Origin of the sequence: Arthrobacter sp. FB24, assembly GCF_000196235.1 — a bacterium.
Classification (GTDB): Bacteria; Actinomycetota; Actinomycetes; order Actinomycetales; family Micrococcaceae; genus Arthrobacter.
In genome coordinates, this window is record NC_008541.1 from 3,071,245 (window position 1) to 3,094,871 (window position 23,627).

Genomic DNA, 23,627 nt, shown 5'->3' on the forward strand with positions numbered 1-23,627 from the left:
CCAGCCCGCTCGCTCAGGCACCGGTGTAGATTCGAGCGGTGAAAGCCTCGATATACCTGGTGCTGGCCACCCTGTTCTGGTCCGGCAACCTCGTGGTGGGGCAGGCCGCCGTGAACACCATGACGCCGCTCGAACTCACCTTCTGGAGGTGGGCGCTGGCCGCCCTTCCGCTCGTTGCGCTGGCCCACTTCGTGGAACGTCCGGACTGGCGCGCTGTCCTTGGCCGATGGCGGGTGCTGTTGCTCCTGAGCGTCCTGGGCATGGGCTGCTACACGCTCCTGCTGTACATTGCCCTGCAGCACACCTCGGCGCTCAATGCTTCGCTAATCACTGCCGCTAATCCGGCGCTCATCGTGGTGATGGCCATTTTCATTCTCGGCGAAAGGCCCGGCCTCTTCGGCTGGCTGGGCATAGCTTTGGGCCTCGCCGGCGTGCTCCTGGTACTGACCCGCGGCGAACTGCAGCGGGTGTTCAGCATTACGTTCAACTTTGGCGAGCTGTTGATGATCGGGGCGATCACGGTGTGGGGCTTCTATACCATCATTTCCCGCCGGCTTGGGCTGCCGGCCATTGCGGCCACGGCTGTGCAGGTGGTGATGGCGACGGCCCTCCTCGCTCCGGTCGCGCTCGCAGCTGGAGCCGGGTTCCCCTCGACCGCAGCCGAGCGGTGGTCGATCGCGTACATCGCCGCTTTCCCCTCGCTGGGGGCGTATCTGTGCTGGAACCTCGCACTCAAAACGACGGCACCGGCCACCGCCGGCAATTACCTGAACCTGATCGTTGTGTTCACGGCGGCCATCACGGTCATGATGGGCATTCCGGTCAGCCTGCCCCAGGCCATCGGGGGCCTGCTTGTCATAGCCGGCGTCCTGCTGGCGAGCCGACCAAGACGGTCCCCGGCAATCAGGGCGGCGTAACCCTGGCGCAGCACTGGCCCGGTGTTGTGTTCCCTGCTATTCGGCTTTCCTCAACACCACAGCCGGCGGCCGCGCCGCAGAGGAAAGCGCCGTTCATGGCACAGACCACCTCCGTATGGCCGTCTGCCAGCCGGTGGAACGGGCAGTTTTCAAGGACAAAGCCGCCGCCTCCGTCCGGATTCGGCATGTAGCCCTCCGCCGAGAGGAATTCCTCGAGGCTTCCACTCCCCTCCGCCATCGCCAGGCCCTTCGCATATGAGGTGGCCAGCAACACTTCCCGGACAGGTTCTCCGGCAGCACTCGACCGTTCGATGGCGGTGGCCATCAGTTCACCGGCGAGATCGTAGTTGCGGTCAGGAACGGACGCCCCCACTTCCGGCTGCGCCGGCCGGTACATTTTCGCCGGTCTGCCGGAGCCGGGCCCGGCCTTGCCGCCGAGCTTGCGGAATTCGACGGCCAGGACACCGTCCTGCACCATTCTGTCCAGATGGAACGACGCCGTGCTTCGCGGGATTTCCAGCGCAGCGGCCGCTTCGTCACGCCCCACCGGACGGGACGATGCGGCGATAAATCCGAAAAGTCTCCGGCGGTTCTCATCGCCCAGCGATGCCACGGCCGCGATCCGGCGGGCCCAGGGAAGTCTGCGCATGGAACACCCTAACTCTAAAAACAAGATTCATTGCTTAATGGCGCAAAGGTTTCTAAAATCAGAATACCTACTTTTAGAAGGAGTCGTCATGAAATCTTCCGCTGTACTAAATGCGCCGGGCACCGCGCTGGCGTCGGAACCGGGGAGGCAGGCGTTCCTGCTGCTTCGCACGGTGTTCACGGTCGCACCGGTCATTTTCGGCCTCGACAAATTCACCAACCTCCTGGCCGACTGGACCATGTATCTGGCGCCCGTAGCAACGGCAGTGGTGCCGCTCCCGGCCCAGACGATCATGTACATCGTCGGCGTCGTTGAAGTGGTGGCTGGCATCGCGGTGGCAGTCCGGCCGCGTTTCGGATCGATACTCGTGGCCGTGTGGCTGCTGGGGATCATCATCAACCTGCTGCTCCTGGGCAGTTTCTTTGATGTCGCCCTTCGAGACTTCGGCCTGCTCGTGGGCGCGCTCGCCCTCAACCGGCTGTCACCCAGGAGTTCCCGCAGGCCATAGTGCCGCAGCTCAGCAGCCGGATCAGTTTGAAGGCGGAACGACCACCAGTCGTTCCGCCACGTCCGCACGGGCTGCCGCGAGCGCGGCCGGGTCAGGACACGAGAGCGAGATGTAGACGGACGAACCAGCTGTGGCAAAGAGCCGGGCCAGCACTGCGTTCGATCTTCCCCCTGGCGCAGATCCACCCTCGAAGGCCAGCACTTCTGCCTTTGGCCCGGGCTTGTCCGGCTCACCGCCCCAGCGCAGGGTATCGGTCTTCAGGTAGCCGGGCAGGATGGTGGAATCCAGATATTTGAACAGTTCAACCGTGGAGGCCCTGTCATCCCCGGCCACGGCGAGCGCCGCCTGGTTCACACGGACCCGCGCCGAGACCAGGCATCCGTCGGCTTTAAGGTAGCGGTTCTCCCCCGCTACGTTCTCCTTGATTGTCTTCCACCCCGGCGCTTCGCGGAGTCCGTCGGAAAGGCCGACGGCAGCTCCTGCGGCCAGCGAGTCTCCGGCCGTCAGCGGAAGGTCCTTCGCCGCCACCGCAGCCGCATCGTAGCCCGGGGTAATGGTAGGCGTTGCCAGCGCGGGCGTGGTCCGGACGTCACTCGGGGCTGCAGGATCCGGGACGCCCACGCTGCATCCAGCGAGCGCGGCCACCACCAGGGCCAGGGTCAGCGACAAAGCCATCGCCCGGGTCGCCCCGGGTACTCGTCCCGTCCGGACCGCAGCGGGTCCCCTGCCCGTCGATTGCACATTGCCCCCACATACGGTCTGCCGGCGGCACTGCTCCGGCCGGTCCTCCGCAAGAGTTTAGACCGTCCGGCCGGCATGTCGTCACGGCGAGGCCAGCACCCTGATGGCAGCGGGCACCACCTCCACAGTCAGCGGCAGCGGGCCCACCCTCTCGCCGTCGGCATACGCAACGACGCCTCCCGCCGAAAGCTCAACCCGGCGCACCTGCCGGATGTGCACTGCCTGGTGCCCGGTATGGCGGCCGGTAAAGACCTTCGGGAAGACGGCAAGGAACCGCAGGCGGGACAGTGGTTTGACGATGAACAGATCCAGGAATCCGTCGTCCAGCAAGGCGTCCGGGGTAACTTTCATGCCGCCCCCGATGGACTGCCCGTTCGCCACCGAGATGAGCATGGCTCCCTGCAGCCAGGTTTCCCCGTCAGCGGTCACCGCGTAGTCGATGGCCTTGAAGGTGGCGAGTTCACGGAGCATGGCCAGGTTGTACCTGCTCCTGCCGCGGGGCCAGCGCCAGGAGTTGGCGCGTTCGTTAACGGCGGCATCGAACCCGGCGGATACAACTCCGGCAAACCAGCGGCTTGTGCCGTTGCCGGTAATCCGCCCGGCATCGATGAGGCGGCCGCCCGCCTCCATTGCGGACCATATCCGGTCACAGGCGGCAACTGCGTCATTCAAGGGAAGGCCCAGGGCACGGGCCATGTCGTTCCCGGTGCCGCTGGGAACGATGCCTAGCGGCACAGTGCCGAAGGGGGCACCGGACTCGGCGAGCGCATTGATGCCCAGGTGGACCATGCCGTCACCGCCCACAACAACCAGGGCATCGCAACCTGTAGCCAGCACGTTGCCCACCGCTGCTGCAAGCCGTTCATAGCTGGCCTTCTGCAGCACGATGACGCGCGCCCCGGCGGCGCGGAAGTAGGCCGCCACCGTGTCGCCGGTGCGCTGTGCGCCGCCGAAAGAAGCCCGGGGGTTGATGGCAACGGCGATGATCATGCGCTGAATTATGCCAGCAGCGGGAACCATGGCCGCGGGCGCGGACGTTGAGCCTATGCACGGTTAAACTGGGCGGACCGGACTGCCTGAGTGGACTGGAACCTACAAGAAAAGGATCAGTGTTTGACCCAGGGCAGCAGCTCCCATTACCAGGTCCTTCGTCTTCCTGTGACGGCGACGGACAAAGAGATCAAAGTGGCCTACCGCAAGGCGGCCCGCCGGGCACATCCCGACCATGGCGGGGATGCCGCCGTCTTCCGGCAGGTGACGCTGGCCTACGAGACGCTGATAGATCCGAAGCGTCGCGCCGCCTACGACCGCTCGTACGCGCACGGGACCCCCGGCACGGCAGCCACGGAGGGCGCCCATTTCGATGCGCCGGCAGCCGGGAGCCGCGCGTCGGCAACCGTCCACCGGCCCAACACGCCGCGGAACACGGCAGGCGATCCGCCCGTGTACGTTCCGCCGTTCGAGCATCCGGAGTCCGGCAACGTGCCGCTGATTCCGGAGGAGCTTGCCGCCCGGCAGGTCCACGGCGTGCCCCGTAAACGGGGTATCTTCGGAGCGGAAGCCCGGATCCAGCGGGAGATGCGGACCGTCCAGCTGATCAGCAGGCAGATCCTCCCGGCCATTCCGGCAGCCAGGTTGATCAACGGGCTGCAGTCGCCCGCGGACAACAGCCACATCGACCACGCGCTGTTGTCCGGCTACCGGCTGGCCCTGATCGGATCCATGCTGCTGCCCAAGGGAGCCTACGCCTGGAACGGAACCACGCTGACGCACGGCGGCCGGGCCATTGCGCCGCCGCAGCTGGCGCACATTGTGCGGCGCATGCAGGACATCTTCCCGGAGCTCAACGTAACGGGGTGGACTGTCATCCACAGTCCCGACGGCAACCTTCATGAACCGGTGATCGACCACCACAGGCGCTCGCACCGCGGGCATGAAACCGTCCAGGTGGTCAACGGGGCCGGACTTGTCCGGGGCCTCAAGGAGTTCCTGGGCTCCGGGCCTGCCCCCAACACGGTCAATGTCCCCGTCCTCGCCAGACTGCTGCGCGGGATGCACTAAGGCCCGAAGTGGCTAGGATGGGACGGTGTTCCGCATCCTCTTCCACACTCCTGAAATTCCCGGCAATACGGGCAACGCCATCCGCCTGGCTGCCATCACGGGCGCCGAACTGCACCTCGTGGAGCCTCTGGGCTTTGATTTTTCCGACGCCAAACTTCGCCGCGCCGGCCTGGACTACCACGACCTCGCCGTCGTGACGGTGCACAAAAGCATCGAGGCCGCCTGGGAGGCTTTGCAGCCTGAGCGCGTCTATGCGTTCACGTCCGACGGCGAAACCTCCTACGCGGATATCAGTTACCTCCCCGGCGACGTCCTTCTCTTCGGACCGGAATCTGTGGGACTTCCGGCGGAACTCAAGAACGATCCGCATGTGACGTCCCGGGTGCGGCTTCCCATGCTGCCGTCCCTGCGGTCCCTGAATCTTGCCAACGCGGCGTCGATCGCGGTCTTTGAGGCCTGGCGGCAAAACGGCTTCGCCGGCGCCAAACTCTAGCGGGGCAGCACCCGGGGCCGTCCGCCCGCCCGCCCCGACGGCCCGTCAATTTGCAGAAATCGCCGCCCATCCATCCCCGCTTGCACTCCGAATTACCTGTAGAGGCCAACCCGGGCCAACCACAGGATTGCGAGGAGCGGCAGGTGACTACATTGCAGGTCCGCCGGTCCCAGACCCGTAGCCCGGAGACCCACCGCGACATTCCAAGCGCCCCTGCTGACTTATGCTTGGGAGTGATGGAAACTCCCAACGCCCCAAACCCAGAGGCCACTGCTTCCCCTGGCACTTCGGCCGACGTGAACCGCCGGCTTGGCGACCTGCTGGCTCGAATCGCCGACGGGGACCAAGGGGCCTTTGCGGAGTTTTACGAATTGACGTCACGGCGTGTGTTCGGCATGGCCCGCCGCGTCCTGATCGACCCTGAGCTCAGTGAGGACACCACCCAGGAAGTGTTCCTCCAGGTCTGGCAAAACGCGGCGAAGTTCAATCCGGAGGCCGGCAGTCCGCTGGCCTGGCTGATGACTATTTCGCACCGCCGGGCGGTGGACAAGGTGAGGTCCTCCCAGTCGTCCACCGACAGGGAGGCCAAGTACGGGGCCAGCAGCCAGGAGATTGACCATGACTCCGTCTCGGATGAGGTCGGAAGCAGGCTGGAAGCCGAGGCCGTGGTCAGGTGTCTGGACACCCTCACGGAGACGCAGCAGCAGTCCGTCCGGCTGGCCTACTACGGCGGGCTGACGTACCGCGAAGTCGCGGAGAAACTGAACACCGCCGTGCCCACCATCAAGTCCCGCATCCGCGATGGACTGATCCGTTTGAAGACCTGTCTGGGGGTGAGTTGAGATGACCGACATGAACCAACCGAACAGCAGCCGTTCCTCCGGAATGTTTGCCCATGATATCGCCACGGACCTGGCCTCCGGCCGGGCCGTGGAACTGGCGGAAGTGTATGCCCTGGACGCCGTGGACCCTGCCGAGCGTTCTGCCATTGAGGATTACATCTCGACCGCGCCGGCGCTGGAACGGGAGGCGTTCGATGAGCGCGTGCGGCAAGCACGCGAAACGCTGGCCGTTACCTTTACTGCCGAGGAGGAACCCCCGGCGGGGCTGTTCGACCGCATCCTGGCACAGCTGCCCGCGCAGCCCCAGGGTCAGCTTCCGTCACAGCCGGGCACCATTCCCGTCTCTACTCCCCCGTTCCACGGACATGCTCGGGAACCGGGCCGGGCACCTGTCTCCGATGAACTCGGTGCGGCCCGCGTACGCCGCGAGGAGCGGCGCCGGGCACCGGGACTCCGCAACTGGCTGGTGGGCGTGGCTGCGGCCGCTGTCATCGCCTTGGGTGGCGTGGGAGTGGGCGCATATGTGGCCAACCAGAACGATCCACTCAACCAGGTGCTCCAGGCCCAGGACGTTCGGGAGGCAACCGTCGATGTTAGCGGCGGAGGCACGGCCACCGTGGCCATTTCGACCTCCAAGGACGCAGTCGTGGTCAAGATGAACGGTGTCCCGGCTCCTCCTGCCGGCAAGGTGTACCAGATGTGGCTGATTCCCAAGGACGGTTCGGCACCGGTTTCGCAGGGGCTCATGGACGCAGAGGCACTGTCCAAACCGGCCGTCGTAAAGGGCATTCATTCGGCAGCAGCGCTGGGCATCACCGTTGAACCGGTCGGCGGCTCCGCGTCGCCAACTCTGCCGACCGTTGCCGCGGCTCCGCTCGGAGCCTAGCCGGACGCTGTTTTCCAAACCGGCCTGCCGGTGCCGCCACACTGGCGTGCACCGGCAGGCCGCGGACTTTAAGCACTACCCGTCACAGCTGCGCGTATTGACATTGACGCAACGTCAACTTCTACGATGAAGGAATGAAGCAGGAGGAGCACCGCAGCTGGTCCATTGCCGAGGTTGCGCGGCTGAGCAAAGTCTCGTCCCGCACCGTCCGGCACTATCACCAGCTGGGGATCCTGGATCCCGCCTACACCGGGCAGAACGGCTACCGATATTACGGCCAGGAGCAGCTCTTCCGGCTGCAGCGGATTCTCCTGCTTCGCGAATTGGGCCTCGGCCTCGAGGCCATCGCCGACGTCCTCGCCGGACAAACCAGCCAGCTGGAGGCACTTGCCGTGCACCGTGAATGGCTGCTGGCTGAACACGACCGCCTCGGGCGGATGGCCGCCACCGTGGACGCCACCATGACAGCGCTAAGACAAGGAGACACCATGTCCGCCGAGGAAATCTTTAAGGATTTCGACAACAACCCGTACGAGGAAGAGGCCCGGCAGCGCTGGGGCGACCAGGCCGTTGAGGACAGCAAGGCACGTCACGCCGCGATGAGCGACGCCGCCAAAAAGGCGTTCATGCAGGAAGCACAGGACATCAACGAGGAGCTGGCGCGCTGCTTCGACGCCGGACTGCAGGCCGCAGCGCCGGAAGTACAGGCCGTCGTCGACCGGCACTACAAGTGGGTTTGCGCCAGCTGGACCCCGGACGCCGAAGGCTACGTCGGCCTTGGCCGGATGTACGTCGAGGACCCCCGGTTTACTGCCTTCTACGACAAGAGCCGCGCAGGCCTGGCTCCCTACCTTTTCGAGGGAATCAAGGCCTACGCGGCGGCACGGCTCAGTTAGTCCTCCGCGAGGCAGCGCTAGAAACCCGCAATTGTCCCTTGGCCGTTAACGGAGACCACGTGGAAGGCCTCGGCGCTGTGTCCGGGAGGCAATCCGGCCCGTTGGCCGGCGGCCAGCATAAGGCCCCGGACCGTCCGGTCCATCGCTTCAAGGTCGGGGTGCTGGCTGGCGTGCACGTGGATGGCCTCAAGTTTGTTGTCCACGTGGGCAGTGACGTCAACGAAGTGGTTTTCCCGTTCCTCCGGCCCGGCAAACAACCACAGCCACGGTAGCTTGTAGGCCGCCAGCCCCGCTTCGGCAAGGTCGGGGTAGGCAAAAGGGTTTTCCAGGGCAGGATAAACCGCCCGGGTGACGGCTTCGCCCACGGCCAGGTGGTCCGGGTGGCTCTTCTGGATGCGGTTCCAGTTGCGTTCAGGATGCATGGAAAGAACGACGTCGGGCCGGATCTCACGGATCAGCTTCACCACTCCCCTCATCACCTCGTGCGTGGGCTCCAGGTAGCCGTCCCGCTCGTGCAGGTAGTGGATGTCCGTCACGCCGACCAGGGCGGCGGCGCGGCGCTGCTCTTCGGCCCTCATGGCCACTATCTCCTCGCGCTGCGCGGGATCGAAGCCGCCGGCGTCGCCGTCGGTCATGATGCAGTAGCTCACCTCAACCCCGGCCCTGGTCCAGGCTGCGATGGTTCCGGCGGCACCAAAGTCGATGTCGTCCGGGTGGGCGGTAAAACAAAGGACCCGCTCAATCCGGTGGTGTTCCGGATTGAACGGGCTTTGCGCCGTGGCGTTGGTGCTCAAATCATCAGCCCTTGCGCTTCTTGATCTCTTCAGTCGCCTGCGGAAGGACCTGGAAGAGATCCCCGATGATCCCGAAGTCGGCAATTTCGAAGACGGGCGACTCGGCATCCTTGTTGATGGCAACGATGACCTTGGCGGTTTGCATGCCGGCTTTCTGCTGGATCGCGCCGGAGATGCCGGCCGAAATGTACAGCTGGGGGGAAACGGTCTTGCCGGTCTGGCCCACCTGCGCATCGTGGCCGATCCAGCCGGCGTCCGTAGCGGCGCGGGAAGCACCCACGGCAGCACCGAGGGCGTCGGCAAGCTCCTCCACCGGGCCGAAGTCGCCATCCACGCCGCGACCGCCTGCCACCACGATCCGGGCTTCGGTGAGGTCCGGGCGGCCGCTGGCGGGCTTGTCCTTGCGTCCGGTAATGCGGGCAGCGCCGGCCGTGGCAGAGTCCGGAACGTCAACGGTGAGGACTTCCGGGCTCGCTGCCGCAGCGGCGGGATCGGGCGTGACACTGTTCGGCTTGACCGTCAGCACGGAAACGGCCGTGGTGGCCTTGGCCGTGGTGGTGTAGGACCCGGCCAGGACGGACTTGTGGGCAGTGCCGTCAGGTTCAACGCCTACGACGTCCGTGATGACACCCGCGCCGAGCTTGATGCCAAGCCGGGCTGCGATCTCCTTGCCGTCGAACGAGTTCTCCAGGAGCACGGTGGTGGCGCCCGAAGCCGCAACGGCACCGGCAAGGTAGGCGGCCTTGGGACCAATCAGGTAGGCGTCTAGGTCCTCGGACGACGGACGGAAGACGGCCGTGGCGCCGTGGGCGCCCAGGGCGGCTACGACGTCGTCGTTCAGCGCGCCGTTGACGGCGACGGCCGTCTCACCCAGCGAGCGCGCGATTGTCAGCAGTTCCAGGCTGCTCTTCTTGAGGGCCTGGCCGGGGTTATCAATGAATACAAGTACTTTTGCCATGTCGGGGATCCTCTTAGAGCAGCTTCTGGGCGGCCAGGAAGTCCACCAGCTTGATGCCGGCGTCGCCTTCGTCGGTGATGATGGTGCCGGCGGTGCGCGGCGGACGTGCAGCTGCCGTTTTTACTTCGGTCCAGGAACCGGTCTTGCCCACCTCTGCGGGGTCCACACCGATCTCCGCGAGCGTGAGGGTGGTGATCGTCTTGCGCTTGGCCGCGATGATTCCCTTGAAGTTGGGGAACCGGGGTTCGTTGATCTGGTCGGTCACGGACACGACAGCGGGCAGTGTTGCCTCGACGGTGTCGTAGTGGGTGTCGCTGTCGCGGCGGGCGATGACGCGGCCGCCGTCAACTTCGAGTTCGGAGGCAAACGTGACCTGCGGGAGGTCAAGCCGCTCTGCAAGTTGCGCGGGCACCAGGGAGGTTTCGCCGTCGGTGGATGCCATGCCGGTCAGGACCAGGTCCACCGGGCCGTCGGCTCCGATGTGCCGGACCGCTGCTGCCAGCGCCAGGGAGGTCGCAGCGGCATCGGATCCGGCAAGGGCGTCGTCACGGAGGTGGACGCCCTCGGTGGCGCCGATCTGGAGTGACTTCTTGATGGCGTTGACGGCGCCCGCCGGACCCATGCTGAGGGCGATGACCTGGTTGCCGGCTTTGGCTCCGCCGCGGGCCTCGGTCAGCTGCAGTGCAGCTTCCAGGGCGTATTCGTCCAGCTCGGACAGGATGCTATCGGCGCGGTCGGTGGTGTTGTCCTCGTCGCTGAGGTGACGGTCCAATTGCGCGTCTGGTACATGTTTGACCAGAACGATGATCTTCAATGTCTCTTCCACTTTCTGTACAGCAGCCTTCCATGCTTGTGGATAGCCAGCCGGGTGAGGTCATGGCCGCGGATCTCCCCCGGGGTGCGGGTAGATCCAAGCTAACCATATAGCGGGGCACCCGCGCCGTCCCGTTAACGCCTGTGTCAGGCGGCACCAAGGACCGCGGGTTAACACCGTGGAGGCGGGACCACCGTACCGGTGTCCCCGCCTCCCACGGTCGGGTTGCTGCGTGCCCGGGGCATGTCCTGCCCTATGCCCGGAACCTTATGCGGCCCTTACTGCTCCGCTGCCGCGCCGAGCGTCACGTCAACCTGCTGTTCCTGGCCTCCGCGCTGGATGGTGACCTTCACAGACGCGCCCGCGGGCTGCTCCCTGACGGCTGCGGTCAGCTGATTGGGATCACTGATGGTGAGGTCGTTGAACTTCGTGACAACGTCGCCCACCTTGAGTCCGGCCTTGGCAGCAGCGGAGCCGGACTCCACTGTGGCCACTTCGGCGCCCACCGAGAAGGAAGAGCTCGACGACGTCGACGACTTCGCCTTGACGCTGACTCCGAACTGGCCGTGCGTCGCCTTGCCGTTCTCGATGATCTCCTGGGCCACGCGCTTGGCGTGGTTGATGGGAACGCTGAAGCCCACGCCGATGTTGCCGCTGGTGCTGGAGCTTGAGTCACCCCCGGCCGAGGCGATGGCAACATTCACGCCGATGACTTCACCCTTGCTGTTGACCAGGGCACCGCCGGAGTTGCCGGGGTTGATGGCGGCGTCGGTCTGGATCACGTTGATCGAGATGGAGCCCTGGTTCGAGGGGCTTTGGCTCTGGCCGCCGTCCGGCGGCGCAAACTGGAAGCCGCCCTCGCCGTTGCTCTGCGAATCGTCCGCTCCATCCTTCGGCGCGGCAGAAGAAGCCACGCTGATGGTCCGGTTCAGGGTGGAGACGATGCCGTCGGTGACGGTGCCTGTCAGGCCCAGGGGTGAACCGATGGCGATGGCCGTGTCCCCCACATTCAGCTTGCCGGAGTCGCCAAGGGTTGCCGGAGTCAGCCCGGACGCGTTGTCCACCTTGATGACAGCCAGGTCGCTCAGGGGATCCGTGCCCACGATCTTGGCGGTGAGAACCTTGCCACTATTCGTGCGGACTTCGATGGTGGCGTTGGCCGTTTTGCCGTCCAGTGTCACCACGTGGGTGTTCGTCAGGATATGGCCTTGGTCGTCGAGGATAATGCCTGAGCCGGTGCCGCCGTCGCTACCGCTCGTCGCCTTGATGGTCACAACGCTCGGCGACGCCTTCACCGAAGCAGCAGTGATGACGTTGACGTCGTCCTTGTTGTTCACGATCACGGTGCCGGGCTGGCTGCCGGTGCCGCTGACAGCAGACGTGGAACCGTTGGTCAGGAAGGCGTCACTGGCCGCCACCACGCCGCCGCCCACGAGGCCGGCGGCAAGGATGCTGGCAACCAGGGTTCCCACGCCGAAGGCAGCTTTCCGCTTCGGCGCACTCGCGGGATCGGAGGCGTAGATGCTGCCCTGGTGGTGCTGGTGGGCCTGGTACGGGCCGCCGGCCTGGGGGGCTCCGGCACCTGAATATGTGCCGCTTCCTGTGTGGGCGCCATGCTGGGTGGCGGCGCCGCCCTGCTGGCCGTAGAACGGCTGGTGCTGCGGATAGACGGGCTGCGGGGCACCGTCCGCGCCGGGGTGCGCCTGTCCGTTGTCGGACCGGGGCTGGTCCAGCCGGGCGGTCGGGTTGTCATGGTCTGAGTCTCCGGCCGGCTTCTCCGCTGACTGCGGCTGCGCCCGGTGTGCCGCGTCCAGCGGTTGGGTGTCGGCATGAGGAGGCTGCGCGGGCCAGCCATCCCGGGGCTTTTCCGGACCCCTGTTCTCAGGCGATCCACCCTGTGCTGGGTTCTCAGTCATTAGACTTCCTTTCGTCCTTGTCTGCCTTTAACTATGGACCCTCAGACTGAAGCTAAAGGGGACGTTGGCTGGGAGGTTCCTGAACGCCGTCAGAATCCATTTTTTGCGGGTCCGGGCCACGGGTGCAGCGCTTTTCGCTGGTGGCATATTCCCCGTTGTGGACGGGCATATTGGTGCACCATAGAATCAAATGGAATTGCCACAGCGACCTGCGGCTTTACACATGCGTGGGGGCGCTGCTGCATTCTGTGACGACTGGCTCGGCCCGAATCAGTCGCAGAAGTGCTGAAGGGTTGCACATGCGGTCTAAGTTCAAACGTCTCCTCGCCGTGATTGGCCTTGCCGGGTTGCTGGCGGTCCCCGCCACCTCAGCCTGGGCCGAAGCCCCGGTGCCTATTCCGTCCGGCACTAACATCGTGGACAAGGCCAATGTGCTCGGAAGCCGCAAGGCTGAAGTGCAGGACGCAATCCAGAAGCTCCTCAAGGACCACAAATACAACCTTTACGTGGTTACGGTGAACTCCTTCGAGAGCCCTGATGACCCGACGGCTTGGGGCGAGGCTGTCGCTACGCAGAAGAAGATGGGCAACGCTGACGTCCTGCTCGCCATCTCCACGGCAGGCCAGTACTACTTTGCGCCGTCTACGAAGAGTTCGATCTACGCCAAGAAGTCGAACATCACCCAGAACGCCATCGTGGCTAACCTTGCCGGTGGCAAGAAGGACTACGCCCAGGCCGCCATTGACACCGCATCGGCAGTCGGCGACGCCGCGGGCGGCGGCAGCGGTACCGTCTCATCCGGTGATGGTGCCGGAGCGGCAGTACTAGTCGGCACCGGCGTGGTTGTAGCCGGTGGCGCGGGTGCTTACCTCTATTTCCGGAACCGCCGGAAGAAGGCTGCAGTCGCATCGAGTGCCAGTTATGGCCCGCAGGGTGCGGAGCTGGACCCGCTGGCTTCACTGAGCGTGGACGAACTGCGCCGGAAGAGCGGTTCGCTGCTTATTGAGGCTGATAACGCCATCAACTCGAGCGAACAGGAACTCGGGTTCGCCCAGGCTCAGTACGGCGATGCCGCCGTCGGAAACTTCACCAAGGCGCTGCAGGAAGCCAAGGGCCACATGTCCGAGTCCTTCAAACTGCAGCAGCAGCTTGACGACCATATTCCGGACACCGAGGAGCAGCAGCGCAGCTGGCTCGGCGAAATCATCCGCCGCTCGGAGGCTGCACTGGCCTCCCTCCAGGAACAAAAGGCAGACTTCGATTCCCTGCGGGAGCTGGAGAAGAACGCACCGCAGGCCCTTGCCGCAGTGAACGCCGGTGCCACCGATGCTGACGCCCGGATCGCCAGCGCGGAGCAAACACTGACTGAACTGCGGGCCAAGTATGCCGACAGCGCCCTTGCGCAAGTTTCGGACAACATCGGGCAGGCCAAGGAGCGGCTCGCCTTCGTGCAAAATGCCAGCTCGACTGCCCGGGACAAGTTGGCCTCCGGCGAGGGCAGCCTGGCCGCCGTTGCCGTCCGCGCCGCCGAGGAAAGCCTGCACCAGACAAAAGTTCTCCTGGAAGCCATCACCAAGGTCTCCGGAAACCTTGACGAGGCACGCAACAGCCTTGAGGCCGCCGTTGCGGACACCTCCCAGGACCTCGCCCAGGCAAGAGCGATGATCCAGTCAGGAGCCCATCCGGAACTTGCCGGACCGGTAGCCGGAGTGGAAGCGGCCCTGGCACAGGTCAAGGCGGAGATCCAGGGTGGGAAGATCGATCCGATTGCCACGCTGGAGCGGGTGGAGGCGGCCCATCAGTCACTGGACCAGTCCCTGACCGGTATCCGCGACCAGCAGGAGCAGGCCCGCCGTGCGCAGGCGTCGTTGCAGCAGACCATCATGTCGGCCCAGGCCCAGATCAGTGCCACCTCGGACTACATCACTGCGCGTCGCGGCGGAGTAGGAACCGAAGCACGGACCCGCCTTGCCGAGGCCCAGCGGAACCTGGACTATGCCCTGTCCATATCCCGCAATGATCCCGTCACCGCCCTGACCTATGCCCAGCAGGCCCACGCACTGGCAGCCCAGGCCGCGCAACTCGCCCAGGGGGATGTGGACAGCTTCGGCTACACAAACCAGGGCTATGGCCGCGGCGGCATGTTCGGCGGCGGTGGCGGAGGCGGCCTCGGCGGCGCCATCCTGGGCGGCATCCTCATCAACTCCATCCTCAACGGAGGCAGCGGCGGCGGCTGGGGCGGCGGCCACAGCGACGGCGGCGGCTGGGGCGGCGGCGATTTCGGCGGCGGAGGCGGGGACTTCGGCGGAGGCGATTTCGGCGGCGGGGACTCCGGCAGCTTCTAGCCGATCCACAGACTAGGCGGCGGCCGGTACCGCCGGCCGCCGGGTAGAAACGGTACATCAACTGTTCACTGATTTCAGTGGCGACCACTGAGCAGGATGAAAGGCAACACCATGGTTAAGCAGTCCATTTTCGGCCGTATGGCGCAGCTGGCAAAGGCGAACATCAACTCTTTGCTGGACCAGGCCGAAGATCCGCAGAAAATGCTGGACCAGATGGTCCGGGACTACACGAACAACATTGCCGAAGCTGAATCTGCCGTTGCGCAGACCATCGGAAACCTGCGCATGCTCCAGGACGACTACAACGAGGACGTCAAGAACGCCCAGGATTGGGGCAACAAGGCCCTGGCGGCGTCCCGCAAAGCCGACGAGTACCGCAGCAGCGGCGACACCGTGGACGCCCAGAAGTTCGACAACTTGGCCAAGGTCGCCATCCAGCGCCAGATGTCAGCCGAGAACGAGGCCAAGGCTGCCGAGCCCAGCATCGCTTCGCAGACCGAAGTCGTGGAAAAACTCAAGACCGGCCTGGACCAGATGAAGGGCAAGCTCAACGAGCTGACCAGCAAGCGCAATGAGCTGGTGGCCCGCTCCAAGACCGCCGCCGCGCAGTCCCAGGTGCACGACGCCCTCAAGAGCATCGACTTCATGGATCCCACCAGCGAGGTGGGCCGCTTCGAAGAGAAGATCCGCCGCGAAGAAGCCAAGGTCCGCGGTCAGCAGGAACTGGCAGCGTCCAGCCTTGACGCACAGTTCAACCAGCTGGAAGACCTCGGCGAACAGACGGAGATCGAAGCCCGCCTCGCGGCTTTGAAGTCCGGCGGCGCGAAGCCTGCCATCGGATCGTCAGCCAATTCTTCGGCTGCCGGCTCCACTGTTGAAGAAGCTGATTTCGACAAGCTCTAGGCTGCGCCTCCGGTTTTGGCCGGACCAAAGAGAGGCCGGGGTCCCGCGAAGGGGCCCCGGCCTCGCTGCGTCTTTGCCGTAAGGCGGGCTAGCGCAGAGCGACAGCAGGTTCTCCTGCCGTGGTCAGCCCGGCCCCGGCCGCCACGCAACTGCCGGAACGAACGTCGCCGTCGTTGTAGACCTGGCGCAGGCAGTTGCGCAGGGCCAGCTGGCCCCAATAGTTGGGGTGCAGCGATTCCTGGATGTAGTAGTCGCTGAACACGGTGCTGGCGGTCCGGACCTCGTTGATCCATTCGCTGACGTCCGCGGCGCCTGCGCCCCGCCAGTCACTCAGCGCGGTGCTGTCCAGCTTCTTCGTTGTGTCCGCACACAGTTCGTGGCCGGTGAAGAGCGCGGCCACGTTCAGCGTGTGAACGCCGTCCAGACCCGAAGCAGCGATGCCGGCCGAAATGGTGGAGTTGATGGCGGGGACGGCAGTACCCGAAGCCCAATCCAGGTCCGCGTTCCAGAATCCGCAACCGTAGGTGCTCTGCCTGCTGAACCCTGCTTCGGGGTAGGCAACGTCGGAACTGCGCGGCAGCGGCGAGACGTAGTTCTGCACCACCAGGCTGTATCCACCGGGCGCATAGCCGGCGCCGGCCATGGCCTGCGCCACGTTCGCGAGCGAGACGCCGATCCGGGATGCCACTGCGGCCCGGTTTGTCGCCGAAAAGTTCGTAGCCACCGCAGTAGAGTCCTTGCAGTAACTCGGAGCCCAGGACGGGCTGGTCATGAACTTTGACACACACGTGGCGATGATGCCGGCGAAACCAAGATCGTTCCCGCCCACCGAGACCACCACCATCTTGACCCGGTGGGCCGATGCGAAGTTCTGCAGGGCAAGGGCCTGCCCCATATTGCCGGCAGCATCGTTGTAGAAATCCAGGCCAGGCTTGAATTCCCCGGAGGAGTTCCAGGACGTGGCCGTCTTGGCACCGGAACACGCCAGATTCGCTGACTGTGCCTGCCCGATCCTGATCTCCGCCGAGGAGGAGCGGTGGCAGCCGGCCGTACTCTCGGATCGACCGGCATCAAGATAGGCCGCGTCACCCAGCGCATCAGTCTGGCCGGGATCACTCGAATTGCCGGCCCAGCGGCCCGCTTCCCCCGAAATGTAGGAATCCCCCATGCTGACCACCCACTCATCGCCGCCGACGGGCGCGGCGTGGGCCGAAGGGGCAATGGCAGCGGACACGGTGGCAGCGGCTGCGATTGCCGCAACGAGCGCTCTGGTGGCCGCAAGCCACGGGCGAGCTGTCCCGGGCCGCGTGGCCGGGGAAAGGAATAGCTTCATTGGTCATCCTTTTTCTGCACGCGGCAACATTGCGGCGCACAGGTGGCCGACATCCGGCCGCCTCAGCCGGGTGCCGATGTCAACAGGAAAAAAGCCTGATCCGAACGGAACCGTCCGTGCGGAGAATGAACGCAGGGGACGACTGGAGCGAGTCTACGGCCAAGTTACCGGCCGGTAAATAGCGCCCGTCGGCGTGTACCGTGGAACCATGCCTTCCACCATTGTCTGGCTCCGTGACGACCTTCGGCTCGATGACAATCCGGCCCTGGCCGATGCGGCGGCCATGGGCCACCCGCTGACCGTCGTCTACATTCTGGATGAAGAATCACCGGGGGTGCGGCCCCTCGGCGGGGCGGCCAAATGGTGGCTCCACCATTCATTGGTGTCCTTGGCCGGCGGTCTGGAAGCGGCAGGCTCCCGACTGGTCCTTCGACGCGGGAGCGCTGCAGGAATCATCCAGGAGCTGGCTGCCGAAACCGGAGCCACCCATCTCAGGTGGAACCGCAGGTACGGCGGACCTGAACGCAGCATCGACGCCGGCGTCAAAGCCTGGGCAGGGGAACAGGGACTTGATGCAGCGAGCTTCCAGGCCAGCCTCATGTTCGAGCCCTGGACCGTCCGCACCGGGGCGGGCGGGCCGTACAAGGTCTTCACGCCCTTCTGGCGCGCATGCCTCGAAAGCGGAGAGCCGCGGATCCCCTCCGACGGCCCCGGCACGTTGCCTCATCCCGCCGGGCACGGAGACGGCGGGCCGCCCCAAAGCGATGACCTGGACAGCTGGGCGCTTCTCCCCCGCACGCCCGACTGGAGCGCAGGACTCGCGGAACAGTGGACGCCCGGCGAAGCGGGCGCCCACAGCCGTCTGAAGGACTTCCTGGACGGCCCTGTCGAGGAGTATGGAACCGGCCGCGACCGGCCGGGAGTCGAAGGCACCAGCCGCCTCTCCCCCCATCTTCGCTTTGGTGAGATCAGTCCCTTCCGCATCTGGCACGCGCTCCGTGAGCGCTTCCCGCGCCAGGCTCCTGCCGACGTCGGAATCTTCCGCTCCGAACTGGGCTGGCGCGAGTTTTGCTGGCAGCTTCTCTACGAGAACCCGGAGCTGGCCAGCCGAAACTACCGTCCCGACTTTGACCGGTTCGAATGGCAGACGCCGTCGGACGCCGAACTGGAAGCCTGGCAGCAGGGCCGGACAGGCTATCCGCTGGTGGACGCCGGGATGCGCCAGCTGTGGCAGACGGGTTGGATGCACAACCGCGTCCGCATGGCCGCCGCGTCGTTCCTGGTGAAGAACCTGCTCGCGGACTGGAGGCTGGGCGAAGCCTGGTTCTGGGACACGCTGGTGGACGCCGATTCCGCAAGCAACCCGGCCAACTGGCAATGGGTGGCGGGCTCCGGAGCGGACGCCTCCCCCTATTTCCGGATCTTCAACCCCGTGACGCAAAGCAAGAAATTCGACGCCGCCGGCCGCTACCTGCGGGAGTTCATTCCGGAGATCGCGAACCTGAGTGAAAAAGAGATCCACGAACCGTGGAAGGCGCCGGAACTGGCCGCCGGTTATCCGGAGCCGTTGGTGGGCCTGCCCGAGTCGCGTGAGCGGGCCCTGGAGACATACCAGAAGCTCAAGGACAGCTAAGCTGCGGCGGGGTCCGGCGCCCCTGCTGCGGACCGGTCAGCGGCTGCTGACCTTGCCCATCAGGGAAGCTATGGGACTCAGGAAGAGCGGCCGTGCCAGGAACCACCCGGCGACCATCACTGCGACGGACGCCGCGAAGATGCCGAATCCCACCCAGCTGACGTCGTCGCTGCTGCCGTACATGTGGTTGAGGTTCCGGAGGGCTCCGGTGGCCAGCACCAGGAAAACGTGGACCACAATGAAGGCGACGAAGTAGATCATCACCGGGAAGTGCACGGCGCGGGCAGCCTCGATTGGATAGGCCTTGTTCAGCGCCTTGGCATTCTTAGGCCACGCCGAGGACATCCGCAGGCCCGTGATGAAGGCCAGGGGCGCCGCGATGAAGACGGTCAGGAAGTACGTCAATAGCTGGAGGGCGTTGTAGTTGACCCAACCGTTCTCCGTCGGCCAGTTCAGCGAGGCGTACTGCAGCGCGGCCGAGAGCGCGTTCGGGAAGACATCCCAGCTGGTGGGTACGATCCTGGCCCACTGGCCGGTGGCGAAGATCAGGACCGCGAACACGATGCCGTTGAGGATCCACAGCGCGTCAAGGACAAGATGGAACCACAGCGCCAGGCTGATCTTCGTCGGCGCATTCCTGGTACGGACCAGGCCCCTGTTGTTCCGGGTCCAGTAGGCGGCCGGACGCGTCTGCGTGCGCACCTGCCAGCCGGAACGGATGATCAGCAGCAGGAAGAAGCCGTTGAGGAAGTGTTGCCACGCCAACCAAGCCGGAAACCCAACGGGAGTGCCTTCAGGCAGCTCTGTATGGCCCGGGTAGGCCGCCAGGAAGTCTTTTACCCCGGCGAGCCCTGTGACCCACTTAGCGAGCAGTACCACGAGAAGAAGGGCAACGAGCGCGGCCGGAACTGCCCAGTACAGCTTGGCCCATTTGCTCTTCGCAGGTCCGGACTTCTTCTTGGTTGGTAGAGACATCGAGCAGCATTCCTCTCGAGAATGATCGACTGGAAACAGGCGGGTCAGCCCTGCCGGGTGCACCGACAGGAGCGCCGGCCGGGTTAAGTGCGCCTTAATAGCTTGAATCATGAACAGCGGAAGAGCGAACCCGTGCGGGGCTTCGGTCATGCCCCGCAACATAGCGACCCCCGCCTGGAGGCGGCGGCCAGCCCATGCGTTGATCGACATCGAACAGCCGTATGGCACCGCAGGACGTTGCCCCCGGGAATGAGAATACTAGGAAATGCTAGTAGTTGGAGTGCTTCAGACAAGAAAAGAGGCCCTGACCGGCATAATTCCCGGTCAGGGCCTCTCATAGTGGTTGCGGGGACAGGATTTGAACCTGTGACCTCTGGGTTATGAGCCCAGCGAGCTACCGAACTGCTCCACCCCGCGTCGCTTGATCAACACTACCCTACTTTTGGGACCGTCCCGACCACCCCATGCCTGGACCTCTAACGGTCCGCCGGACGCTCCACCGAGCGGTCCGCTCAACGGTCCGACGGACGGCCCATGGGCAACCCGCCGGCAGCAAAGCAAAAGACCCGGAATTCTCTTTCGAGAATTCCGGGTCTTTCCGTCAGTTGCGGGGACAGGATTTGAACCTGTGACCTCTGGGTTATGAGCCCAGCGAGCTACCGAACTGCTCCACCCCGCGTCGCAAGAACAACATTACCTGCCGGTGAACGTCAGACCAAATTGAGGGGACGTGATCTGCGTCTCCGCGTCGACACGGGCCTTCCGGACCCGCGCTACCGGGCTTCCTGACCGGCGCTACCGGGCCCGGGAATTGGTACTCCAGCCGGAAACCGCAAAGGCCGGTTTCCCCTTCCTGCTGGAAGGGAAACCGGCCTTGCGGGCGGGCGTTACGGGGAGCACCCCCCTGATCAGTTACTCGGAGAGGGCGACGGCGTCGCGGCGGCCGACGGGGTCGCTGTGGGAGCCGTGGTGGCTCCCGGCGTCGGCGAGGCACCTTCCGAACCGAGCTTCGCTTCGGCATCGATCGCCTTCTGGAGGGCGGCGGACAGCTTCTTCTGCTGCTCGCCGTAGGCGGCGAAGTCCCCCTTGGCCAGAGCCTCCTGGCCCGCACGGATGGCTGCGTTCGCCTCATCCAGTGCGGCTTTCAGTTCCGCCTTGGCGTCCGTACCACCGGTGGCCGGCGGAGTGCTTCCTCCGGCTGCGGGCGGCGGTGTCTGGCCGTTATTGGCAAAGTCACCGGCCTTGGCGCCCGACTGGCCGCCGAAGAGTTGGTTCAGCGCTTCATCCAGTGTCGGCGCGAACCCGATCTTGTCACCGAAGGCAACCAGCACGCGCTGCAGTGTGGGGTAGGACGTTTCGCCCGTGGAGCGGAGGTAGACAGGCTGCACGTACAGCAAACCGCCGCCCACCGGGAGGGTCAGCAGGTTGCCGTTGAGGACGGCCGACGCGCCTTGCCGGAGCAGGTTCAACGCCTGGGACACTGTGGGATCGGAGTTGAACTTGTTCTGGGCCTGGCCCGGGCCCGGGACCTGAGCTTCCGGAGGAATCTGCAGCAGCCGTAGCTGGCCGTAGCTTTCCGCCTTCACGCCCTTCTGGTTGCCGGCATCGGAGTCCGCGGCCAGGAAGCCGTAGAGCACGTTGCGAGCGGTGCCGTTGACCACCTGCGGAATGAACGACGACGTGAGCTGGAAGGCGGGCTTGTCCTGGTCCGGCATCTGCAGTGACATGTAGAACGGCGGCTGCTTGACCTCTTCCTTGACCGTGGGATCGTTCGGCACGGACCAGGCATCGTTGTTCGTGTAGAAGTTGTCCGGCTGCGTGACGTGGTAGCGGCCCAGCAGTTCGCGCTGGACCTTGAACAGGTCCTCGGGGTAGCGGACGTGACTCATGAGCGCGCCGGACATCTCCGAATAGGGCTTCAGGGATGTCGGGAAGACGTTCTGCCATGCCTTCAGCACCGGGTCCTGATCGTCCCAGGCGTAAAGCGTCACCGAGCCGTCGTAGGCGTCAACCGTTGCCTTCACGGAGTTGCGGATGTAGTTCACCGAGCTATTCGGCAACGCGACCGTGCGCCCGGCCGTGGTCTGCGAATCAGCGGTGGCTGCGGACAGTTGCTCCTGCTGCGAGTACGGGTAGTACTGGCTGGTGGTGTAGCCGTCCACGATCCACTTCACGCGGCCGTCCACCACCGCCGGGTAGGCGTTGCCGTCGACCGTGAGGTAGGGGGCCACCTTTTCGACGCGGTCCCGCGGGTTGCGGTCGTAGAGGATCTGCGACTCGGCGTTGACGCCGTCGGACAGCAGCAGGTCGGACGATTGGAACTTGATCGCGTAGAGGACCTTGTTGAAGAAGCTGCCTACGTTCGGGCCGCCGTTGCCGGTGAAGGTGTACTGGGTTTCGCCATCGCCTTCCTTGCCGGCGGGACGGTCCTGCTCACGGTGCGGCGAACCCTCGGGTGCCCCTACGATCGAGTACTCGGGCGAGTTTTCGCCGAAGTAGATCCGGGGCTGGTACGTCGAATCGTTGCCGAGCACGCCGGTGGATGGAATGCCGGCCTGCAGGAACTCAGGCTTGCCGTCGGCGGTGAACTTGTTGCCCTTAGCGGCCACTACGCCGTAACCGTGGGTGTAGACCACGTGCCGGTTCAGCCAGGACTGCTGGTTGGCGCTGAGGCCGTCCGGGTTCAGCTCGCGGACAGCAATCACAGTGTCCTGCACCTTGCCGTCAACTTCATACCGGTCCACATTGAGCGCGCTCGGGAACTGGTAGTAGGGACGGTACTGCTCAAGCTGGGAGAAGGCGTCCGAAATCAGGTTCGGGTCCAGGAGGCGGATATTGGCAGTGGTCTGCGCGTCCGGTGCCAGTGCTCCTGTGGTGGCGTTAGTGGTGGCGTTGTACCGCTTCTCCTGGATCTTATCCAGGCCGTAGGCGGCGCGGGTCATGCTGATGTTCCGCTCGATGAACTGCCTCTCGAGGGTCTGTTCCGACGGGCGCACCTGGAACTGCTGGATGACCCACGGGTAGACACCGCCGGCGAGGATGGAGGTGATGACCAGCATTGCCGTGCCGATGACGGGCAGTCGCCATTTGCCGATCACTGCGGCGACGATGAACAGGATTGCCACCAGCGCGGCGGCTACAGCCAGGATCGATTTGGTGGGGATGACGGCGTTGACGTCCGTGTAAAGGGCGCCGGCCCAGCGTCCGTTGCTGTTCTGAACTGAGGAATAGCGGTCCAGCCAGAAGTTCACGCCAAGCAGAAGCAGGAAGACCGCACCGGTGACGGCGAGGTGGATTTGCGCGGCACGGCTGGTGAAGATGCCGCGTTCCATGATCCGGATGCTGCCGTAGAGATAGTGCGTCAGGATTCCCGCGATACCAGCGACCACAACGACGCTGATGAGGAAGCCGGTCACGAAGCCGAGGAACGGCAGGGTCATCAGGTAGAAGCTGATGTCCAGGTTGAACTGCGGATCGTTCTGGCCGAACGGCTCCTGGTTCAGGAACAGCAGCACCTTCTGCCACTGGCTGGCGGCCGCGCTTCCGGCAAAGAGGCCGAACAGCACCGGCAGACCGATCATGACCACCCGGCGGACGGGTTCCAGTTGAGCCTGGTAGCGGTTCAGGTTGTCCCTGATCTCCGAGTCCGGCGCGTAGACGGGACGGGCGTGGTACGCGATCCGAATGGCATAGAACATGGCCACGAACATCAGCGCGAAGCCGGCAAGGAAGATGATGATCCGGGCCAGGTTCTCCGTGAGGAATACTTCAAAGAACCCGAGCTGCTGGTACCAGAGGACATCGGTCCAGACATTGGCGAAGAAGATGAATCCGACCACAACCAGTGCTACGACGATCAACGTCGGCGTCAAGGCACCTCGCCTTGGCTGGGGTCTTCCGGGCGGAGTGGAGCTGGCGGGACGGGACAAACTCGGTACCTCATAGCTGGTTGTCAGTTACTGG

Annotated in this window: 20 protein-coding genes and 2 tRNA genes; 10 read left to right on the forward strand and 12 right to left on the reverse strand. The window is 64.8% G+C overall.

The features are described from left to right. The first annotated feature begins 38 nt into the window (after nucleotides 1-38). Nucleotides 39-917, forward strand: a complete 879-nt coding sequence (locus ARTH_RS13860) for a DMT family transporter (RefSeq protein ID WP_011692570.1) — start codon at nucleotides 39-41, stop codon at nucleotides 915-917. On the opposite strand, the gene ARTH_RS13865 is transcribed toward ARTH_RS13860, so the two are convergent. Then, a complete protein-coding gene (locus ARTH_RS13865; RefSeq protein WP_011692571.1) occupies nucleotides 904-1,566 on the reverse strand; it encodes a helix-turn-helix transcriptional regulator in 663 nt (220 codons plus the stop codon). The genes ARTH_RS13860 and ARTH_RS13865 overlap by 14 nt on opposite strands. Before the next feature lie 88 nt (nucleotides 1,567-1,654). On the opposite strand from ARTH_RS13865, the gene ARTH_RS13870 reads away from it, so the two are divergent. After that, entirely contained in the window at nucleotides 1,655-2,074 is a 420-nt protein-coding gene (locus ARTH_RS13870; RefSeq protein WP_011692572.1) for a hypothetical protein, read from the forward strand. 21 nt (nucleotides 2,075-2,095) lie between these two features. Here the strand turns inward: ARTH_RS13870 and ARTH_RS13875 are convergent, their stop codons facing one another. Both ARTH_RS13875 and ARTH_RS13880 read right to left on the reverse strand, forming a co-directional pair. Beyond that, a complete protein-coding gene (locus tag ARTH_RS13875) occupies nucleotides 2,096-2,749 on the reverse strand; it encodes a hypothetical protein (protein ID WP_011692573.1) in 654 nt (217 codons plus the stop codon). A 147-nt stretch (nucleotides 2,750-2,896) separates the two neighbouring features. After that, nucleotides 2,897-3,805: a diacylglycerol/lipid kinase family protein gene (locus ARTH_RS13880; protein ID WP_043429902.1), complete on the reverse strand. Its 909-nt coding sequence runs from the start codon at nucleotides 3,803-3,805 to the stop codon at nucleotides 2,897-2,899. A gap of 123 nt (nucleotides 3,806-3,928) precedes the next feature. Here ARTH_RS13880 and ARTH_RS13885 point away from each other — a divergent pair, with 123 nt between their 5' ends. The 5 genes from ARTH_RS13885 (at nucleotide 3,929) to ARTH_RS13905 (ending at nucleotide 7,993) form a co-directional block, all read left to right on the forward strand. Further along, a complete protein-coding gene (locus ARTH_RS13885; protein ID WP_011692575.1) occupies nucleotides 3,929-4,876 on the forward strand; it encodes a J domain-containing protein in 948 nt (315 codons plus the stop codon). 25 nt (nucleotides 4,877-4,901) lie between these two features. Further along, nucleotides 4,902-5,369: a tRNA (cytidine(34)-2'-O)-methyltransferase gene (locus ARTH_RS13890; RefSeq protein ID WP_011692576.1), complete on the forward strand. Its 468-nt coding sequence runs from the start codon at nucleotides 4,902-4,904 to the stop codon at nucleotides 5,367-5,369. 236 nt (nucleotides 5,370-5,605) lie between these two features. Further along, nucleotides 5,606-6,211 carry a sigma-70 family RNA polymerase sigma factor gene (locus tag ARTH_RS13895; protein WP_011692577.1) on the forward strand — a complete coding sequence of 202 codons (606 nt, stop codon included), beginning with the start codon at nucleotides 5,606-5,608 and terminating at the stop codon, nucleotides 6,209-6,211. A gap of 1 nt (nucleotide 6,212) precedes the next feature. Further along, a complete protein-coding gene (locus ARTH_RS13900; RefSeq protein ID WP_011692578.1) occupies nucleotides 6,213-7,097 on the forward strand; it encodes an anti-sigma factor in 885 nt (294 codons plus the stop codon). A 134-nt stretch (nucleotides 7,098-7,231) separates the two neighbouring features. Next, nucleotides 7,232-7,993 (forward strand): MerR family transcriptional regulator, encoded by a 762-nt coding sequence (locus tag ARTH_RS13905; RefSeq protein WP_011692579.1) that lies wholly within the window; start codon nucleotides 7,232-7,234, stop codon nucleotides 7,991-7,993. Nucleotides 7,994-8,010: 17 nt separating this feature from the next. On the opposite strand, the gene ARTH_RS13910 is transcribed toward ARTH_RS13905, so the two are convergent. The 4 genes from ARTH_RS13910 to ARTH_RS13925 all read right to left on the reverse strand — a co-directional run bounded on the left by ARTH_RS13910 (nucleotide 8,011) and on the right by ARTH_RS13925 (nucleotide 12,475). Further along, on the reverse strand, nucleotides 8,011-8,787 hold the full coding sequence (locus ARTH_RS13910; protein WP_011692580.1) for a PIG-L deacetylase family protein: 777 nt from the start codon (nucleotides 8,785-8,787) through the stop codon (nucleotides 8,011-8,013). A gap of 4 nt (nucleotides 8,788-8,791) precedes the next feature. Continuing rightward, nucleotides 8,792-9,745 carry an electron transfer flavoprotein subunit alpha/FixB family protein gene (locus ARTH_RS13915; RefSeq protein WP_011692581.1) on the reverse strand — a complete coding sequence of 318 codons (954 nt, stop codon included), beginning with the start codon at nucleotides 9,743-9,745 and terminating at the stop codon, nucleotides 8,792-8,794. A 13-nt stretch (nucleotides 9,746-9,758) separates the two neighbouring features. Beyond that, nucleotides 9,759-10,559 (reverse strand): electron transfer flavoprotein subunit beta/FixA family protein, encoded by an 801-nt coding sequence (locus ARTH_RS13920; protein WP_043429903.1) that lies wholly within the window; start codon nucleotides 10,557-10,559, stop codon nucleotides 9,759-9,761. Between the two features lie 278 nt (nucleotides 10,560-10,837). After that, nucleotides 10,838-12,475 carry a S1C family serine protease gene (locus tag ARTH_RS13925; RefSeq protein WP_011692583.1) on the reverse strand — a complete coding sequence of 546 codons (1,638 nt, stop codon included), beginning with the start codon at nucleotides 12,473-12,475 and terminating at the stop codon, nucleotides 10,838-10,840. Nucleotides 12,476-12,774: 299 nt separating this feature from the next. Here ARTH_RS13925 and ARTH_RS13930 point away from each other — a divergent pair, with 299 nt between their 5' ends. Both ARTH_RS13930 and ARTH_RS13935 read left to right on the forward strand, forming a co-directional pair. Next, nucleotides 12,775-14,820 carry a TPM domain-containing protein gene (locus tag ARTH_RS13930; protein ID WP_011692584.1) on the forward strand — a complete coding sequence of 682 codons (2,046 nt, stop codon included), beginning with the start codon at nucleotides 12,775-12,777 and terminating at the stop codon, nucleotides 14,818-14,820. Between the two features lie 111 nt (nucleotides 14,821-14,931). Continuing rightward, nucleotides 14,932-15,723, forward strand: coding sequence for a PspA/IM30 family protein (locus ARTH_RS13935; protein WP_043430842.1), 792 nt, complete (start codon nucleotides 14,932-14,934; stop codon nucleotides 15,721-15,723). Between the two features lie 88 nt (nucleotides 15,724-15,811). On the opposite strand, the gene ARTH_RS13940 is transcribed toward ARTH_RS13935, so the two are convergent. Then, nucleotides 15,812-17,056 (reverse strand): hypothetical protein, encoded by a 1,245-nt coding sequence (locus tag ARTH_RS13940; RefSeq protein ID WP_011692586.1) that lies wholly within the window; start codon nucleotides 17,054-17,056, stop codon nucleotides 15,812-15,814. Nucleotides 17,057-17,264: 208 nt separating this feature from the next. Here ARTH_RS13940 and ARTH_RS13945 point away from each other — a divergent pair, with 208 nt between their 5' ends. Further along, complete coding sequence (locus tag ARTH_RS13945; protein WP_011692587.1) at nucleotides 17,265-18,689, forward strand: cryptochrome/photolyase family protein; 1,425 nt, start codon at nucleotides 17,265-17,267, stop codon at nucleotides 18,687-18,689. A gap of 36 nt (nucleotides 18,690-18,725) precedes the next feature. Here ARTH_RS13945 and ARTH_RS13950 read toward each other — a convergent pair whose 3' ends face one another. The 4 genes from ARTH_RS13950 to ARTH_RS13965 all read right to left on the reverse strand — a co-directional run bounded on the left by ARTH_RS13950 (nucleotide 18,726) and on the right by ARTH_RS13965 (nucleotide 23,593). Then, complete coding sequence (locus tag ARTH_RS13950; RefSeq protein WP_043429905.1) at nucleotides 18,726-19,664, reverse strand: cytochrome b/b6 domain-containing protein; 939 nt, start codon at nucleotides 19,662-19,664, stop codon at nucleotides 18,726-18,728. A gap of 340 nt (nucleotides 19,665-20,004) precedes the next feature. Continuing rightward, nucleotides 20,005-20,081: transfer RNA gene (locus ARTH_RS13955), tRNA-Met, on the reverse strand. A 188-nt stretch (nucleotides 20,082-20,269) separates the two neighbouring features. Beyond that, nucleotides 20,270-20,343: transfer RNA gene (locus ARTH_RS13960), tRNA-Met, on the reverse strand. A gap of 229 nt (nucleotides 20,344-20,572) precedes the next feature. Then, nucleotides 20,573-23,593 carry a UPF0182 family membrane protein gene (locus ARTH_RS13965; protein WP_011692589.1) on the reverse strand — a complete coding sequence of 1,007 codons (3,021 nt, stop codon included), beginning with the start codon at nucleotides 23,591-23,593 and terminating at the stop codon, nucleotides 20,573-20,575. Between the last annotated feature and the right edge of the window lie 34 nt (nucleotides 23,594-23,627).

Bases quoted from the DNA above. Each gene is read 5' to 3' on its own strand.
- ARTH_RS13865 (WP_011692571.1), bottom strand. From the start codon at position 1,566: ATGCGCAGACTTCCCTGGGCCCGCCGGATCGCGGCCGTGGCATCGCTG.
- ARTH_RS13870 (WP_011692572.1), top strand. From the start codon at position 1,655: ATGAAATCTTCCGCTGTACTAAATGCGCCGGGCACCGCGCTGGCGTCG.
- ARTH_RS13875 (WP_011692573.1), bottom strand. From the start codon at position 2,749: ATGGCTTTGTCGCTGACCCTGGCCCTGGTGGTGGCCGCGCTCGCTGGA.
- ARTH_RS13880 (WP_043429902.1), bottom strand. From the start codon at position 3,805: ATGATCATCGCCGTTGCCATCAACCCCCGGGCTTCTTTCGGCGGCGCA.
- ARTH_RS13895 (WP_011692577.1), top strand. From the start codon at position 5,606: ATGGAAACTCCCAACGCCCCAAACCCAGAGGCCACTGCTTCCCCTGGC.
- ARTH_RS13900 (WP_011692578.1), top strand. From the start codon at position 6,213: ATGACCGACATGAACCAACCGAACAGCAGCCGTTCCTCCGGAATGTTT.
- ARTH_RS13905 (WP_011692579.1), top strand. From the start codon at position 7,232: ATGAAGCAGGAGGAGCACCGCAGCTGGTCCATTGCCGAGGTTGCGCGG.
- ARTH_RS13915 (WP_011692581.1), bottom strand. From the start codon at position 9,745: ATGGCAAAAGTACTTGTATTCATTGATAACCCCGGCCAGGCCCTCAAG.
- ARTH_RS13925 (WP_011692583.1), bottom strand. From the start codon at position 12,475: ATGACTGAGAACCCAGCACAGGGTGGATCGCCTGAGAACAGGGGTCCG.
- ARTH_RS13930 (WP_011692584.1), top strand. From the start codon at position 12,775: ATGCGGTCTAAGTTCAAACGTCTCCTCGCCGTGATTGGCCTTGCCGGG.
- ARTH_RS13935 (WP_043430842.1), top strand. From the start codon at position 14,932: ATGGTTAAGCAGTCCATTTTCGGCCGTATGGCGCAGCTGGCAAAGGCG.
- ARTH_RS13940 (WP_011692586.1), bottom strand. From the start codon at position 17,056: ATGAAGCTATTCCTTTCCCCGGCCACGCGGCCCGGGACAGCTCGCCCG.
- ARTH_RS13945 (WP_011692587.1), top strand. From the start codon at position 17,265: ATGCCTTCCACCATTGTCTGGCTCCGTGACGACCTTCGGCTCGATGAC.
- ARTH_RS13950 (WP_043429905.1), bottom strand. From the start codon at position 19,664: ATGTCTCTACCAACCAAGAAGAAGTCCGGACCTGCGAAGAGCAAATGG.